The 15,443-nt window shown below is 47.6% G+C and carries 10 protein-coding genes and 2 pseudogenes; 8 read left to right on the plus strand and 4 right to left on the minus strand.

The window, feature by feature from the left end; all coding sequences use genetic code 11:
* Positions 1–28: 28 nt before the first annotated feature.
* Positions 29–775, minus strand: coding sequence for a hypothetical protein (locus ELR70_RS03690; protein ID WP_128064472.1), 747 nt, complete (start codon positions 773–775; stop codon positions 29–31).
* 382 nt (positions 776–1,157) lie between these two features.
* Positions 1,158–1,790, minus strand: a complete 633-nt coding sequence (locus ELR70_RS03695) for an arylesterase (protein WP_054013609.1) — start codon at positions 1,788–1,790, stop codon at positions 1,158–1,160.
* Between ELR70_RS03695 and ELR70_RS03700 the strand changes: the two genes are divergently transcribed.
* Both ELR70_RS03700 and ELR70_RS03705 read left to right on the plus strand, forming a co-directional pair.
* Entirely contained in the window at positions 1,789–2,508 is a 720-nt protein-coding gene (locus ELR70_RS03700; RefSeq protein ID WP_054013608.1) for an ABC transporter ATP-binding protein, read from the plus strand. The two genes, ELR70_RS03695 and ELR70_RS03700, sit on opposite strands and share 2 nt — an antisense overlap.
* Positions 2,498–4,998 (plus strand): annotated as a pseudogene (locus tag ELR70_RS03705) (FtsX-like permease family protein). The gene ELR70_RS03700 and the pseudogene ELR70_RS03705 overlap by 11 nt, the downstream one beginning before the upstream one ends.
* A gap of 55 nt (positions 4,999–5,053) precedes the next feature.
* On the opposite strand, the gene ELR70_RS03710 reads toward ELR70_RS03705, so the two are convergent.
* Both ELR70_RS03710 and ELR70_RS03715 read right to left on the minus strand, forming a co-directional pair.
* Complete coding sequence (locus tag ELR70_RS03710) at positions 5,054–5,797, minus strand: class D beta-lactamase (protein WP_128064473.1); 744 nt, start codon at positions 5,795–5,797, stop codon at positions 5,054–5,056.
* A gap of 120 nt (positions 5,798–5,917) precedes the next feature.
* Positions 5,918–6,783, minus strand: a pseudogene (locus ELR70_RS03715) (AraC family transcriptional regulator).
* Between the two features lie 377 nt (positions 6,784–7,160).
* Between ELR70_RS03715 and ELR70_RS03720 the strand changes: the two are divergent.
* The 6 genes from ELR70_RS03720 (at position 7,161) to ELR70_RS25285 (ending at position 15,415) form a co-directional block, all read left to right on the plus strand.
* Positions 7,161–10,133, plus strand: a complete 2,973-nt coding sequence (locus ELR70_RS03720) for a TonB-dependent receptor (protein ID WP_054013604.1) — start codon at positions 7,161–7,163, stop codon at positions 10,131–10,133.
* Positions 10,134–10,708: 575 nt separating this feature from the next.
* Entirely contained in the window at positions 10,709–11,788 is a 1,080-nt protein-coding gene (locus tag ELR70_RS03725) for an MFS transporter (protein ID WP_347232114.1), read from the plus strand.
* Positions 11,789–11,965: 177 nt separating this feature from the next.
* Complete coding sequence (locus ELR70_RS03730) at positions 11,966–12,841, plus strand: ROK family protein (RefSeq protein ID WP_054013602.1); 876 nt, start codon at positions 11,966–11,968, stop codon at positions 12,839–12,841.
* Complete coding sequence (locus ELR70_RS25275) at positions 12,838–13,680, plus strand: carbohydate-binding domain-containing protein (protein ID WP_241566273.1); 843 nt, start codon at positions 12,838–12,840, stop codon at positions 13,678–13,680. Before ELR70_RS03730 ends, ELR70_RS25275 begins: the two co-directional genes overlap by 4 nt.
* Positions 13,650–14,780 carry a family 20 glycosylhydrolase gene (locus ELR70_RS25280; RefSeq protein ID WP_277749856.1) on the plus strand — a complete coding sequence of 377 codons (1,131 nt, stop codon included), beginning with the start codon at positions 13,650–13,652 and terminating at the stop codon, positions 14,778–14,780. The genes ELR70_RS25275 and ELR70_RS25280 overlap by 31 nt, the downstream gene beginning before the upstream one ends.
* A 23-nt stretch (positions 14,781–14,803) precedes the next feature.
* Positions 14,804–15,415, plus strand: a complete 612-nt coding sequence (locus tag ELR70_RS25285; protein ID WP_277749857.1) for a family 20 glycosylhydrolase — start codon at positions 14,804–14,806, stop codon at positions 15,413–15,415.
* The last annotated feature ends 28 nt before the right edge of the window (positions 15,416–15,443 follow it).

The following is a 15,443-nucleotide window of genomic DNA, read 5'->3' on the forward strand; positions in this document are numbered from 1 at the left end:
TTCAAATCTGAGCTCTGCACCTTTGGGGCTATTTCATCAAACTGGTAGCTGGTACAGTTTTGCATACTGTCGGGGCTGGGGAGTAACATATTGCGCCTAGCTTGTCGTTGCCACCTATACCTCCACCGGCAACATACCCCGCGTCTTTCAGTGATTCCTGAGAAAAAGCAAATGACATATTATAGGACTTAGAAACGACCGTGAGATCGTCACCATTGAGCAATATTCTTTCTTTTCTATCCTTAAATGTCGCCAATACCTCGATGACTGGGAGCAGGGTATCGCCCTTGATAAAAAAAGCTTTTTCGTAACTATATTTGGCAACATCAGTTAACTCGGGCAGTGCTTCAAGGTGCTGGCTGAGTTGAGTCTGTGCTATACCATGAAACTGAGCCTGCCCCTGAGGTGCAATTCCAGAGATTAAATTGCCCATCGCCTGGCGGATCTCACCATTGTTGTTGCGAACAATCACCAGGTTACTTGATAACACCGGATAGTTTCCGACATAAGCACGATAGTGTTCGTAGACTGTAGGAGTCCCAACTTTTTTTGTTAACTTATAGTGAATACTTTGCGCTTTTTTTTCTGTGGTTAGCTTGCCTGTCTCGAGTGTCGACGCTGTAAATGGCTGAGAATGACTTTCTGAAACAACCTGTTTCAGGTCATCCCACATAAATTGTTTGTTGTGCAGTGATTGAGACTTGACGTCAGCGAGTGCACTGGAAATGGGCAGCGCAGCAACACCTAAACCAAATAAGTACCCCAAATGTTTCATGCAGTTTGTCCTTAATGAGTGTCAATATATGGCCTTATATGACCTTGATTAGTTGGAAAACTCTAATGTCAATGTTGGATAGTATATAAATTAAATAAATTGTTGCAAATGTTTATTTTATGTTCAGTTTGTGTTTCTTTTGGGTTTATTTTCAAGTCTGCAATAATTTGATGGAAAGTGTCTTCCCATGTCATTGTTTTTGTTTCTACAGCGCAAGAAGTCGCTATTTGTGGGTTGCGAACAGTCGAATAAAAAATTTCTTATTTTTGTAATCTTATTGATTTGATAATTCTGTTAAGGGCAGTGGCGAAGGGGAGAGCTTGATCTACTTTCGTGGCAATGCGTAGATCAAGTTAATTTCTTTTGAAGGTGGGTAAGATGCTTAGGGTGCAGTGATTGCAAGCCATTGCGTGATACGCTCATACATGAAATCCCGAATGAGAGGTTGAGCTTTTTCGTTGGGGTGCAGGTTATCGTTTTGCATCAAACTGCGATCTGCAGCAATGGGCAGCATAAAGTAGTCCATTAAATAGGCGCCAGTTTGTTCTGCTACCTGAGGGTAGCTGTCTGCAAACAGTGTGCTGTAGCGCTTACCATAGTTGGGTGGGATATGGATTTGCATTAAAGCGACTTTAGCACCACTTGCCTGACTTTTATCGACCAGCTCGCGTAAATGTTTGCGGATCAGTTTAGGTGGAAACCCGCGCAGACCATCGTTTGCACCCAGCTCGATGAGTACGTGGCTGGGCTGATGGCTTTCAAGTTGTTTATCGATTGTCAGTAGCGCATTATCTGTGGTTTGTCCTGAGACACTGGTATTGACCAGAGTGATCGCTTTTTGCTCCGTCTCGTATTTATTTTGTAACAAATTAACCCAGGACGGTGCTTGTTTGAGACCATAACCGGCGCTTAAGCTATCACCAATGATCATAATTTTGGTATCGTTGGCGTTCGCTTTTGATATGAAAAGTGTGCCGAAGATCAATACCACCAGTTGTAGGAAAAATCGCATCATGTCAGTGCTTTCTCAGTTAAATATTATTCAGGTTAAGGAGTTGGGTAAAACCGTCAGTACCTTTGAAGGTGACCTCACTATCCTTAGCGATATCAATTTTTCTGTCAAGTCAGGGGAGTCAGTGGCAGTGGTTGGCACATCAGGCTCGGGGAAATCAACGTTACTCAGTTTGCTGGCTGGTTTGGATATTGCCAGTAAGGGAGAAGTCTACCTCGATGGTGAAGCGCTTCACCAACTTAATGAAGAGCAACGCGCACGTCTGAGGGCTGAAAAGGTTGGCTTTGTATTTCAGTCATTTATGCTAGTGCAAAGCCTGACTGCACTGGAAAACGTGATGCTACCTGCTGAACTGGCAGGCGAAAAAAATGCCAAAGAGCAGGCTCAGGCGTTGTTGGAAAAAGTCGGACTGGCACATCGGGTTGGTCACTACCCTTCGCAATTGTCGGGGGGAGAGCAACAACGAGTCGCCATTGCGCGCGCCTTTATCGGAACACCAAAAATTCTTTTTGCCGATGAGCCATCTGCAAATTTGGACTCAAAAAATGGCCAGCTAATCGAAAGCCTGTTGTTTGATTTAAACAAGCAGCACGGCACAACCTTAATTCTGGTAACACACGATGAAGATCTGGCAAAACAGTGTGACCGCATTATTCATATTGAGGGCGGTCAGCTGGCAAAGATCCGTGATGGCGAGGGAGTAGCAGCACATGTGGGCTAAACTGGCGCTAAGATTATTTTTTCGCGAGTTGCGCCGTGGTGAACTGACCATCATTTTCGCCGCTATTGCTTTGGCGGTGCTGACCGTCTTCAGCTTAAGCTCAGTCACAGAGCGGATCCGGCTCAATATTGAACAGAAATCTGCCGACTTCATTGCAGCAGACCGTCGCTTGGCCAGTAACCATGAGTTAGACGAGCGCTACCTCAAAGTCGCGCAAGACTTTGGGCTTGAAACAGCACAAAATATATTTTTGACTCCATGCTATTTGTGGATGATGAGTTAGTGCTTGGGTCGATTAAAGCTGTGAGCAATAGCCACCCGCTGCGCGGTAAGATCACACTTAAAGATACGTTGGAAGGGGAGCAATACGATATTGCTGCGGCGCCCGCTAAAGGAGAAGCCTGGCTCAGTGAAGGTTTGTTTTACACGCTTGGCCTGGAGGTAGGTGATCAGGTAGAAATTGGTGCGGGCATGTTTACTGTCTCGAAAGTGTTGGTACAGGAGCCTGATTCTGCCTTTTTCTCGTTAGCTGGTAATAAACGTGTGTTGCTAAATATTGCTGATATACCAACCACGCAAGCCGTGCAGCCCGGCAGTGATGTTTTTTATCGTTTATTGTTCGCAGGCGATGAGCAGATCCTGAAAGATTATTATGCCTGGCTTAAACCCCAATTAAGAGAAAATCAGAACTGGCAGGGCATCAAAGACCGGCAATCACCTTTGGGTGAAAATCTGGAACGCTCGGAGCGTTTTTTACTGCTGGCGGGTTTATTTGGCATTATGCTGGCTGCGGTGGCAATGGCTGTATCTGCCAAACGCTACTGTGAACGCCAGTATGATCCGGTTGCTATGATGAAAACCTTAGGAGGCAGCCGTGACACGATAAAACGGATATTTTTGATGCACTTGTCGCTGGTAACGTTAAGCTCTCTGTTCATTGGATTGGCAATTGGCTATGGTTTACAGGAGGTTGCCGTTGACTATCTGACACGCTTTGTTGCTAACGAGTTACCGCCTGCCGGACCTCGTCCGTGGCTTTTGTCGATTGCCATCGGGGTGGTGTGCGCGCTGATGTTTTCTCTCAAACCGCTGTTGGACCTGTTCGACATTCCTCCTTTGCGAGTACTCAGAAGAAGTCTGGGTGACAAACTGGCCGTAAGCCGTATACATATGGCTGTGTCGGTCGGCACCATATTTATGCTGATGTGGCTATTCAGTGGTGATATAAAAACCACTCTGTTGTTGTTTGCTGGCACTGCAACCTTAATGGCCGTGTTATTTGGTCTGTCTCGATTGTTTTTCAGCGCGGGCCGCAAACTTGGTCTGAGCCCCGGTAACAGCTGGTCTCTGGCCATTGCGACCTTGCAAAAGCGTGCTAATGCAAATGCGGTGCAATTGATCAGCTTTGCTTTGGCTATCAAACTGATGCTGTTCCTGTTCGTGCTGAAAAACGACATGATCTCGGATTGGCAGATGCAGGTACCTGAGGATGCGCCCAATGCCTTTATGATCAATATTGGTGAGCGCGATGTTGAGCAGTTTAAGCAGTTCTTTACTGAGCAGAATATCCACCATGAAGCGTTTTATCCGGTCTTTCGGGGCCGAGTCAATGCTTTAAATGGAGAGGCGTTTGCACGTCGGGTATCCAAGCAAGAAGGCGAGCAGGAGCAAGACGATGCACGCAGTGGCGTTGGTCGTGAGCTCAACCTGACCTGGACGGATACGCTGCCAGATGGTAACGAAATACTGGAAGGTCAGTGGTTTGAGCAAACCGATGAATTGCAGGTGTCTGTATTTGAAGGGACAGCAGAGCGGGTCGGCATTGAGTTAGGAGACACGCTAACTTTCCTGGTGAACACCCAGACATTCGAAGCGAAGGTAACCAGTATTCGAAGCGTTGATTGGGGAACACTTAAGCCAAACTTCGTGATGATATTTAACTCAGCAATGGCTGAACGACTACCGGTGACCTATTTCACCGCGGCCAAGTTAGAAGAAAACCATGTGCGTCCGATCAGCCGGATGTTATTGCAGTACCCCACCGTGAGCATGATTGACATCAAAAATAACATAGCTCAGGTGCAGTCCATGATAGCTCAGGTATCGCTGGCAATTGGGTTTGTGTTATCTATTGTATTGATCAGCGGTGCGCTGGTCCTTATCTCTCAGGTACAAGCCAGTCTTGCGGAGCGTATGCAGGAGGTGGTGATTCTTCGTACCCTGGGGGCCCGAGGAAGACTGATTAAACTTGCAACGCTTTATGAGTTCTTACTATTGGGAGCACTAGCAGGTTTTGTGGCAGCGCTGGTGAGCGACATCACTTTATTGATCATTCAGCAGCAACTGTTTGATGTTGAGGGTCGCCTGCATCCTTACGTGTGGCTTTTGGGGCCGCTGTCCGGCGCATCTTTTGTGGCACTGATAGGGTATTTTATGGTGGCACATACGATGCGACAAAATACCCAGGGATTACTACGTAAAGTGGCCTAGCTGTTCCGATGACGAAGTGCCGTGGTGTGTGTTCTTAACATACGCCACGGCGAGCTCATAATATGTTCATCTCATGTAGCGTTGCTTTAGCGATTTCGACTCGCGTTGCGACCATTTCCTTAAAAGTCTTGGCGTCTATATTGAAAGCAAAGTAATGACGCCCCTGAGCGTTTTCAACCATGCCAACATACCAACCCAGATATTTGCCCTTTGCGACGGGGCCGGTCCCAGTTTTGGCAAAAAGTTTTGTGTCTGTGGTTTGTTCCTGCAAGAAAATCTTATTAAGTGCTTCATAGGTAGTGGGTTTTAGTTTGAAAGCTCGCGATTGCAATCGACGTAAAAATTCTACCTGCTCGACTGCGCTGAGCTTTATACTGCTGTTCAGCCAGAACTTATCGTGTGGGCCACTGATATCACGGTTACCATAATTGAAGTCATTCAAATACCGTTGCATCAGAGGTTTGCTAAGCAGGTTTGTCCAGGTTTGATATAAGGGTAAAGCAGAGTATTTAAATGCGTCTTCCGGCGTGATCGATTCTTTGCGCCAGGCATCAAACCACCATGACTTAGCTGGATATTTGGTATGATCTATCTGGTAGCCTTGGCCGGGCTTGATGGTATCCGTGTCCAATAAGATCAGGGTGTTGGGGATCTTATAGGTTGAAAATGGCGTGTAGGCCTCAGTTGCACGTGTTTTGTTTACAAACTGCCATTGCTGGGTGCGCTCGCTATAAAACTGCCATTGTACAGGGCTGTCCGTCCTGACAAGCTGGCAATGTTGCCTCGGCAGTAATGACACTCGCTACTACCAGAGGGGCAAGTGAAAGAGACGAGAGAAGTGGCATAGGTATATCCTTCGTTATTTTTATTTGCTCGCGCCCATCATAGAAACACAAACTTACCTTAGCCTGAACCGTTTTTATATCAGTGCTTTTTGCTGCACTCTGGCGCGAAACTGGCTGGGTGTGCACTGCTTGATTGCCAAAAAGCGACGGTTAAAATTGGACAAGTTATTAAACCCACACTGATCACTGATAACCGTGATAGGGGCTTTGGTTTTGAGTAGCAGTTTACAGGCCTTGGCAATTCTTAGCTGGTTAATAAACTCAGTAACCGTACATTCCGTACGCTTTTTAAAGAAGCGATGAAAGTGGTTAGTGCTCATATGAGCTTGCCTGGCCAGCAGCTCGGCACTTAGAGGTTCTGTGTAATTGTCGTAGATATAATTGATCACATGGTCAAACTTATCTTTAGCTGGATCAAGCTGTTTGGCGAAGCTGAATTCCATGGTTGAAAGGGTGTGATATTCACTGCCCGCCATCAAATCCAGAAGCTGAAAGAGTAAGATATAGCGCTCCAGTGGAGTGGCATTTGCATTTTCCGAAACAGCTTTTCACTTTTTTTGGCTGTGTCAATGTTAAAACTTAAACCACATTTGGCATGGTCTAACAAGGTATGTAAACCCTGAAGCTCTGGGTTTTGTTGCAATTGTTGTTGTAACCAGGGGGCTGGAATTTGTGCGACATGCACAATGTGTTTACTGCCATCTGTATTTTCACGGGACTGCCAGGTATGCGGCAGTTCCGGGCCCATTAACACCAGGTCATAATCGCCATATGAAGCAATGTGATCGCCAATGTGACACATCCCCTGACTATTTATCGTCAGGCAGATTTCATATTCAGGATGATAGTGCCAGTTAAAAGGGATTTCTTCTAGTTGATACAGGCAGTATCGCCATGAACAATTATGAGATGGAATGACTTTTTCACACATTGCTTTCATGGCCTTGCTCCTTTACATAAATCGGCTGGTGGCTGTACAGACGCATTTTTACGTCATTGTTTGCTTTATCCAGTTATATTCAAGCCTTGGTTTCTAAATGGTGATGTATTTCACTTATCTTGTAATATTATTCTATGCATTACACTTAAAAAGGTACAATTTTTTAACAATGGTTAAGAAAAGAATGCATAATGCATGTACCTAGTTCGTCACTTAGTACTAAAGAGTAAAATGACAGCGCTGTTATCTGATAGATTTGTACCGATATGAGTTTGAAAATGCAAACTTATAAGTTGCAAGCCTGTTCAAATAGGGAAAGTGCCTGGTGATTATTTCGTCAGACGTACATCTTAAGAATATAGAATAAGAGGAAAGAGATGAAACATTGTAATGCAGCATTCAGATTGTCTCGCATTTCATTTGCGGTCACCGCCGCAGTGATTTCGAGCACTGCTTTTGTCACGCCAGCTCAGGCTGAGCAAGAGGAATCTGTTGAAGTCATTGAAGTTCGAGGGATCCGCGCTTCGACAGAAAAAAGCCTGAACACAAAGCGTTTTGCCGATGGAGTAGTCGACTCTATCACAGCAGAAGATATTGGTAAGCTTCCCGATGTTACCATTGCTGATTCACTACAACGGGTTCCGGGTATTCAGATCCGCCGTAGTGCAGGTGAAGGCTCGACAATTAATGTTCGGGGCATGCCACAGGTTACGACGCTACTTAATGGTGAGCAGTTTCTAAGTGCAGGCTCGCTGACCACTGTGCAGCCTGACTTTACGGATATTCCATCCAGCCTTGTCGGTGCAATGGATGTCATGAAATCGCCGACAGCAGATACGCTCGCTGGAGGGATATCAGGTACGGTTGATCTCAAAACTCGTAAGCCGTTTGATTTGGAGCAAGGCTTTAGTGGTGCGGCATTAATTGAAGCATCACGCGGCTCTTATTCAAAAGAAACGGACCCTAAGGCGATGATTGCTGCGGGTTACAATGCAGATAGTTTTGCTGTACTGGCAACTTTGACCAGAGATGAAGTGAACCTGGCTAACTACCGCTTTGGCTCAACTAACCACGGTTGGGGCTATGCACCTCAAGAGGCTGGCGGTTGCTGGTATTGCCCGGAAGGCGACATTAATGGTGACGGGGATACCGATGATGCCGAATTCACTTATGTGAGTTACGGCATGGTTAACAGATTTACTGAGCGTGAGCGCACCGGTGGTAGTTTGAGTTTCCAGGCACAGCTCAGTAACAACTTTGAACTGAGCGCAGACGTTTTTTATACCAAAATGGATGATGCTGACCGTCAGCGTGGTTTGATGGCAGATAATGCCTGGGGTGGTCACTGGGATTGGCAAGAGCAGCATGATGCCATCGACAGGGGTAAAACAGACGGTGGATACAATCTGTATACGGCCCAGGACATTACCCTGCATGCACCACGCGTGGTTGCGCATTCAGAAAGTCATACCAATGAGCGTGAATCTACCAACTACAATTTCGAGCTGACTTACAAAGGTGAAGGTAACTTTTCTGGTAAAATGCGTGTTATCACTGCTGATGCAGAGCGCATGCACACTGAAAACGTTGCTCAAGGCTATATGACCAGTGGTCTGGCGCATAACCTGCGTCGTAATGAAGGCAACGGCCCGATTGCCGTAAACCCGGGAGGTTATGGTCCGGGTACTGTACCTGTCAGGCTGAACTATCAGGGCGATCATCCGGTACTGGTTCCACCCAGTGAGCTGCAGGGGGAAGTATTTGGCTCTAATATGAATCGCTACTCTGTGGTATCGACTTACTCTGAAAACAATTTCAATGAAGATGCCAGTCTGGATATTGTTCGCCTGGATGGTGAGTACTTGTTCGATGATCTGGGTTCATTGACTAAAATGCGTTTCGGTGCTCGCTTGGGTAACCGGGATGTCACACGTGAGCAATATGTGCTACTGGCTCCATTCAGCAACCCTGTTGGTGAAGGCAGCGTAGATGTGATGTGGAAAGATCAGGGATTGGCGGCATTTGATACTGACGGTAGCGGTGGCGTACCAAGTGCATCTGATGGTGACCTGACCATGGGCTATGACACGCCGTACACGTTCGATAAACTGCCCGATGGCTGGATCCAGCAGGTTTCTGATTTTGGCCCAGTGAATGGTGGCAACTATTTCTTCATTGATCCCCGTCAGTTGGATGATCCGTTTGCATTTCAGAATCAACTTTATCCGGGTAACAAGAAAGGTGGCGTACCAGGGAGCACCTATGAAGTTGAAGAAGAGGCACAAACACTTTACTGGCGCGCGGATTTCTCCAGTGATCTTTATACCGCGAACGTGGGTTTCCAGTACATTAAAACGGATCTGGACATACTTCAAAACGTAATTGGAGACTCAATTTGTGTAAACTGTCCGGGCTCTGTGGCAGCAGATGCCGGTGATATTAATACCAGCAAGTCATTCAGCGACTTCCTGCCATCTTTAAACTTGGCGGTTAACTTGAGTGACGATGTGATCTTCCGCTCTGCCTGGGGCAAAACCATGACTCGCCTCGATCTAAGCGCAATTGCTGGTGGATTACAGGTTAGTCGCTCGCGTGCAGGTGATGATCTGGCTGCGCGTGAAGGCATCTCGCCAGATCTGCTGATTGCGACGAACGCGACCATGCAGGGTAACCCGGAGCTTGAACCCTGGCGTGCAACCAACACCGATGTGGCATTGGAGTGGTACTTCTCTCCAAGTGCTTTGGTAAGCGTTGGCATATTTAACATCCAACTGAAATCCTTCATTGAAACCAGCACCTGGACAATGCCACTGGCCGATGCGGATGGTGTGGTGCGTCGAGAAGTGAGTGTAACCGGTCAGGCGAATGGCCAGGGTGGTACGATGAATGGTGCTGAATTCACTTATCAGCAAGCATTTGACTTCCTGCCTGGATTCTGGAGCGGGTTCGGTGCGGCATTCAACTATACCTATTCTGACAGTGAAAGTGGCCGGGTGGATTTCTATGGTGAAGCATTACCATTAGAAGATAACTCTAAAGAATCGTCTAATGCGGTACTGTGGTATGAAAAAGATGGCTTCCAGTTCCGTTTAGCTGCTAACCATCGCTCCAAGCGTTTGGCTCAGGTCACCACCACAGGTGGTATGGGTGATACTGCCATCTGGACTGAGCCAACTACCTATATTGATGTTTCGGCCAGCTATGATGTGACTGATTATCTGACGGTTTACATGTCGGGCAGTAATCTGACAGAGGAATACGAATCCAACTATGCACAGTGGAAGGACAATCGTATTTCACAAAACGTCTACGAGCGTCGTCTGACACTAGGTGTACGCGGTCGCTGGTAATTCTCCCTCGGGCCTGAGTAGGTAGTTCAGGCCTTTTCTTTTTCTGGCTGTATAAATTCAACACGCTTCTACGGAGATACAGCTGTGATTTTTTCTCACTCAACATATTTTTAAAACTCAGAAACTTACCACACTCATTCGTTGTCCAATGAAAAAATAGCAAGTCTTGAACAGTATTAGTTATGGATTGGCGTCAATACTGCGTTTCACTCACATTAAAGAAATTTACGAATAGAATTTATTAACTTTTTCATACCGCAAGTTGAATAATATTTTAGTCTTTCTTTTCAATCTGACGAGTCGACACTGTTTGTCTGGTGAGGAAGCTAAGCTTACTGATAGTTATCCAGTTTTAGTATAATTGAAGGCCATCAACCGCACTAGAAAAGTATTAGCAATTGTTTGAATTGTGCCGCTATAGCGTTGGCAATGGCGGCACACTAGTCTTACCAACGAGTTAAGGCGGTGGCTATCCTTCACAGGATCCCCTTGGATCATTGAGTTTGTCTGCCCACAAACTGATTCCAAACTAGTCACCGCCTTTTTATCTCTTAGTTCATAACAAGGTAAGACACATGAAACCCAATTACGTCGTGGTTGCTCTGGTATTGGTGACCTTCTTTATGGTGTCCTTTTTCACCAATATTCTAGGCCCAATATTTCCCCAGCTGATAAGTAGCTTCAATATCGGCCTGACTTTGGCTGGTTTATTTCCCTTTGCTTTTTTCATTGCCTACGGAGTGATGTCCATTCCGGCAGGGTTACTGGTTCAGCGCTTTGGTGAAAAGCGCGTTATGCTTGGAGCATTTGTACTGGCAGGTTCCGGGGCGCTGTTGTTTGCTTTAGCGCCGATATTTTTGGTTGCTATGTTGGCGCTATTTCTGATTGGAACCGCGATGGCAATGTTGCAGGTTGCCATTAACCCTTTGCTCCGGCGCAGTGGTGGCAGCGCGCACTTTGCTGTGTTTTCTGTACTGGCCCAGTTGCTGTTTGGTGCCGCTGCGAGTTTGTCGCCTTGGGTGTACGTCACGCTCGCTACTCGAATACAGGCGTCTCCAGCTGACTTCAGTTGGATCCCAGCGGCCATGCCGTGGCTCAGTATGTACTGGTTGTTTGCATTGCTAAGTGTGGTGATGTTGATCTGGATTAGCCTGGTCAGATTGCAAGCGGTTGAAAGAGGTGATGATCAAAGGCTAAGTGTGAAGGCTTGTATGGTGTATTTCCGTGATCCTGTCGTGGTCCGGTTCTTTTTTGCCATTGTGGCGTATGTGGCATTGGAGCAGGGCATCGCCAATTCTATAGCGGTGTTTTTGCAAACCTATCATCAGATAGAGCCAGATCAGAGCGCGCAGGTGATCAGCCACTTCTGGATGATGTTGACGCTGGGATGTGTGCTGGGTTTACTGTTATTGAAACTACTTGACGCAAAATTAGTGCTTATGTTGTTCAGCCTGGGCGCCGCGATGAGTCTGATTGTGGCTTTGCTGGGTAGTGCGCAGACCGCGTTGCTCGCATTTCCGGTATCCGGGTTCTTTTTGTCTGTGATGTGGTCAGTGCTGTTCTCATTGGCATTAAACTCTGTGCCAAGTGGCCATGGTACTGTTTCGGGAGTGCTTTGCACGGGGATTGTGGAGGTGCACTGGCCTCGCCCTTGATTGGTATTCTGACTCAGTTGAGTGGCTCATTGCAGCTGGCATGCTTTGCCCTGTTATTGCCACTTGGATACATTGCCTGGATTGCATGGTGGGCGAAACCCATTGTGAAAACCACACCATTAAAACACTCTGGAAAAAGAAAGCCCTTTCAACCGAACAACAGGAAGTAACAAGCCAATGAGTACAATCGTCAGTGTTGATCTGGGAGGAACCAAAGCACAGGTTGCGCGGGTTGATGAGCAGGGAGTTTATGATGCTCGTCGCTATAGCGTGCCTGCTACCGCAACTAAGTCACAAGTTAATGAGTTTATAACAGGGATCGTTGCTGAGCAGCTAACTGAGCAATGTTGTGGTATAGCGATTGGTGTTCCCGGCATGGTTGATCTCAGTAGTGGTACTGTGCTGGAAACTGTCAATATACCGGCCTGGCAGGATGTCCCTCTGGCTGCTCAATTAAATGCATATTTTTCTCTCCCTGTAGTTGTTAACAATGATGTTAACTGTTTTACTATGGGTGAATATTGTTATGGTCATCATTATCTGTCGGGCACTGGCTTGCATACACCTGTTCCTAACCTGTTAGGCGTGTGCCTGGGAACCGGGCTGGGCGCCGGGCTAGTTTTTGATGGTCGCCTGTACAGCGGCAGACATTGCGCTGCAGGTGAGTTTGGCAGCTTTCCCTATCAAGACGGGATATTAGAGCATTATACCAGCGGGCAGTTTTTTCTGAAGCGCGGAACGAATGGCGCTGAACAGGCATTGCTGGCACAACAGGGGGATCGCTATGCGCAATCTCTGTTTGATGAATTTGGAAGCCACCTGGGCTATGCGATAGCGCAAACTTTGTTGGCCTTTGACCCAGATAAAATTGTACTGGGCGGCTCAGTTAGCCAGTCGTATGACTTATTTGAGCGAGCTATGTGGCAGAGCTTGGCCAGACAAACGCATCCGGCGCTGTTTAAACGTCTGGAAATAGCAGTCAGTAAATTAGAACACGCAGCGCTGCGTGGTGCATATAAGTTGTTTCAGCAACAGCTTTCGGAGGGAATATGAAGAAGTTTGCTTGCATGTTGATGGCGCTGTTGAGTGCCCCGGCGGCTCTGTCGATGACGCAAGGACAGTTGAATGAAATTGCGGATACACTCCAGGTCCGATACCACCTGATTGACTCTATACCAAAACACTGTCCGGAACCTGCTAAACAGTGTTATTTATCTGAGCTAAGATTGCGCTCACCGGTGCGTTATCCGGGGTCTGATTGGGCTATTTATTTCAGTCAGCTGATGCCCATCTACCAGGTTGAGTCTGCATCATTTAAGATTGAGCATTTAAATGGTGACTTACATCGTCTGACACCCACAGCAGCGTTTCGTGGATTTTCATCGGATGATGAGCACATAGTGCGTTTTTATACGCAAAACTCACAGATCACGCGCTCTGAGTTTATGCCCAACTATATTTTGGCGGGCCAATCGCACAATCTGACCCCCAGAGTGATTGCCAGTACGCGGCCGGTTCGTGATGAGCATACTTTGCTGGAACAGCAGCCTTACCTTGCGCCGTTCGACTCATATAATCAATTACGTGTGAGCGGTAAAGATCAGACTCCCTGGATGGGCGCGGCCTATCTTGCGCAGCACCAGTCGTCGCCTGAGTTCACCCATGCACCGCAGGGCGTCATCCCCATGCCCAGACAGCTGAAGGTGGTGTCTCAGGGGCGAATTATGCTAGACAAAGGCGTTCACTTTGAGCTGGCGGGTGTTAATCTGGCACAGCTGGAAATGGCCGGTAAACGACTTGCTCAACTGGGCGTTAAGCAGACCAAAGAGGGCTGCCGCTCAGAGTCACTGTCGATCCCTCATTGTCAATCGAACGAGAGGGATACCAACTGAACAGTTCCACTCACGCCATAGACATTAAGGCGTCCAGTGCCGCGGGAGCCTTCTACGGCGTGCAAACGTTAATAGGGTTAATGGATCTGAAAACACTGACTATCCCCAGTGTATCCATCGAGGATTCGCCCCGATATGCGTTTAGGGGGCTGCATATCGACAGCGCTCGTAATTTCCGCTCCAAGCAATTTATACTGGATACCATAGTGCAGATGGGTGCGTATAAACTGAATAAGCTGCACTTGCATCTGGCCGATGATGAGGGCTGGCGACTGGCTATTGCAGGCCTGCCTGAGTTGACAAAAGTTGGCGGATTACGGTGCCTTGAACTCAGTGAATCAAGTTGTTTGTTGCCACAGTTGGGCGCAGGAACGGGCACGGGGGCGCCGCGCAATGGGCATTACTCTCAGCAGGATTACAGCGATATTTTGCGCTTTGCACAGGCGCACCACATAGAGGTTATTCCTTCTTTGGATATGCCGGGCCATTCTCGGGCTGCCATCATTGCCATGGAAGCACGCTACCGCTCTCTGATGGCCAAGGGTAAAACGGAAGCGGCCAATAAATATCGTCTGGTGGAAGACGCCGATACCACGACGTACTCTTCTATCCAGCATTACCATGACAACACCCTAAATGTGTGTTTGCCTGCCACCTATCGATTTATTGACAAGGTACTGACAGAACTTCAGCGTATGCATGAGATGGCGGGAGTGCCGCTGAAAACCTACCATATCGGTGCCGACGAAACTGCCGGCGCCTGGCTGGACTCTCCAGCGTGCCAGACCTTGAACAAGCAACAAACCATTACCTCAATGAACGGCTATTTCATAGAGAAAATCGCAGCTATGGTGGCTGAAAAAGGGATCACAGTAGCAGGCTGGAGTGATGGTCTGAGCGATGTGGACCCCGAGAAGATGCCAAAGCGTGTGCAAAGTAATGTCTGGAGCACGCTTAGTGAGCAAGGCCACAAGGTTGCCCATCAGCAGGCTAACCTGGGTTGGGATGTTGTGTTGTCACTGCCGGATGTCACTTATTTTGATTTTCCATACCAGTCTCACCCCACGAGCGTGGCAATCATTGGGCGAGCCGAGCGTTAGATACTCGTAAAGTGTTTGAGTTTATGCCTGATAATTTGCCAATTCATGCAGAGTTCTGGCGTGACGTGCTCTTTCATACTTACAGCGCAGATGACACGGAGTCCGGCCTCGCAAAAGGCGCAAGGTATATTGGCATGCAAGGACATCTGTGGAGTGAGATGATCCGGGACGATTTACAGGCTGAATACATGTTGTACCCGCGCCTGCTGGCACTGGCCGAACGTGCCTGGCATAAGCCTGCCTGGGCCGTGCCTTATCAGGCTGGTCGGGTTTTTGATGATAAGAGTGGCTACTTCAAGGCTAAAAACCGGCAGTTGCGTGAACAGGACTGGCAACGTTTTGTGGCCTTGTTAGGCTATCGGGAACTCCCCAAGCTGACACGCCAGGGGCGCTTTTTCCGTATTCCTACCGTGGCTGCAAACCGGCGAGATGATGGCACACTTAACCTGTTCAGTGAAATACCGGGGTTTAAACTGGAGGCACTGATTAATGGCCGCTGGGTAAACTATCACCCGAAACTGGACTTTGATGCCGTAAATGCCGTGCGTGCGGTCTTGGCGGATGAGTCGCGAGCAGGCCGGGCATTGCCTTTACCAGCGCCCGTTGAGCCAACAGTTAGCCCTCTGGAAAATTAAAAAAGGGGCTAACTGTAGCCCCTCAATG

It is taken from the genome of Pseudoalteromonas sp. R3, assembly GCF_004014715.1.
Taxonomy (GTDB): Bacteria; Pseudomonadota; Gammaproteobacteria; order Enterobacterales; family Alteromonadaceae; genus Pseudoalteromonas.

Bases quoted from the DNA above. Each gene is read 5' to 3' on its own strand.
- ELR70_RS03725 (WP_347232114.1), top strand. From the start codon at position 10,709: ATGAAACCCAATTACGTCGTGGTTGCTCTGGTATTGGTGACCTTCTTT.
- ELR70_RS03690 (WP_128064472.1), bottom strand. From the start codon at position 775: ATGAAACATTTGGGGTACTTATTTGGTTTAGGTGTTGCTGCGCTGCCC.
- ELR70_RS25285 (WP_277749857.1), top strand. From the start codon at position 14,804: ATGCCTGATAATTTGCCAATTCATGCAGAGTTCTGGCGTGACGTGCTC.
- ELR70_RS03695 (WP_054013609.1), bottom strand. From the start codon at position 1,790: ATGATGCGATTTTTCCTACAACTGGTGGTATTGATCTTCGGCACACTT.
- ELR70_RS03730 (WP_054013602.1), top strand. From the start codon at position 11,966: ATGAGTACAATCGTCAGTGTTGATCTGGGAGGAACCAAAGCACAGGTT.
- ELR70_RS03720 (WP_054013604.1), top strand. From the start codon at position 7,161: ATGAAACATTGTAATGCAGCATTCAGATTGTCTCGCATTTCATTTGCG.
- ELR70_RS25275 (WP_241566273.1), top strand. From the start codon at position 12,838: ATGAAGAAGTTTGCTTGCATGTTGATGGCGCTGTTGAGTGCCCCGGCG.
- ELR70_RS03700 (WP_054013608.1), top strand. From the start codon at position 1,789: ATGTCAGTGCTTTCTCAGTTAAATATTATTCAGGTTAAGGAGTTGGGT.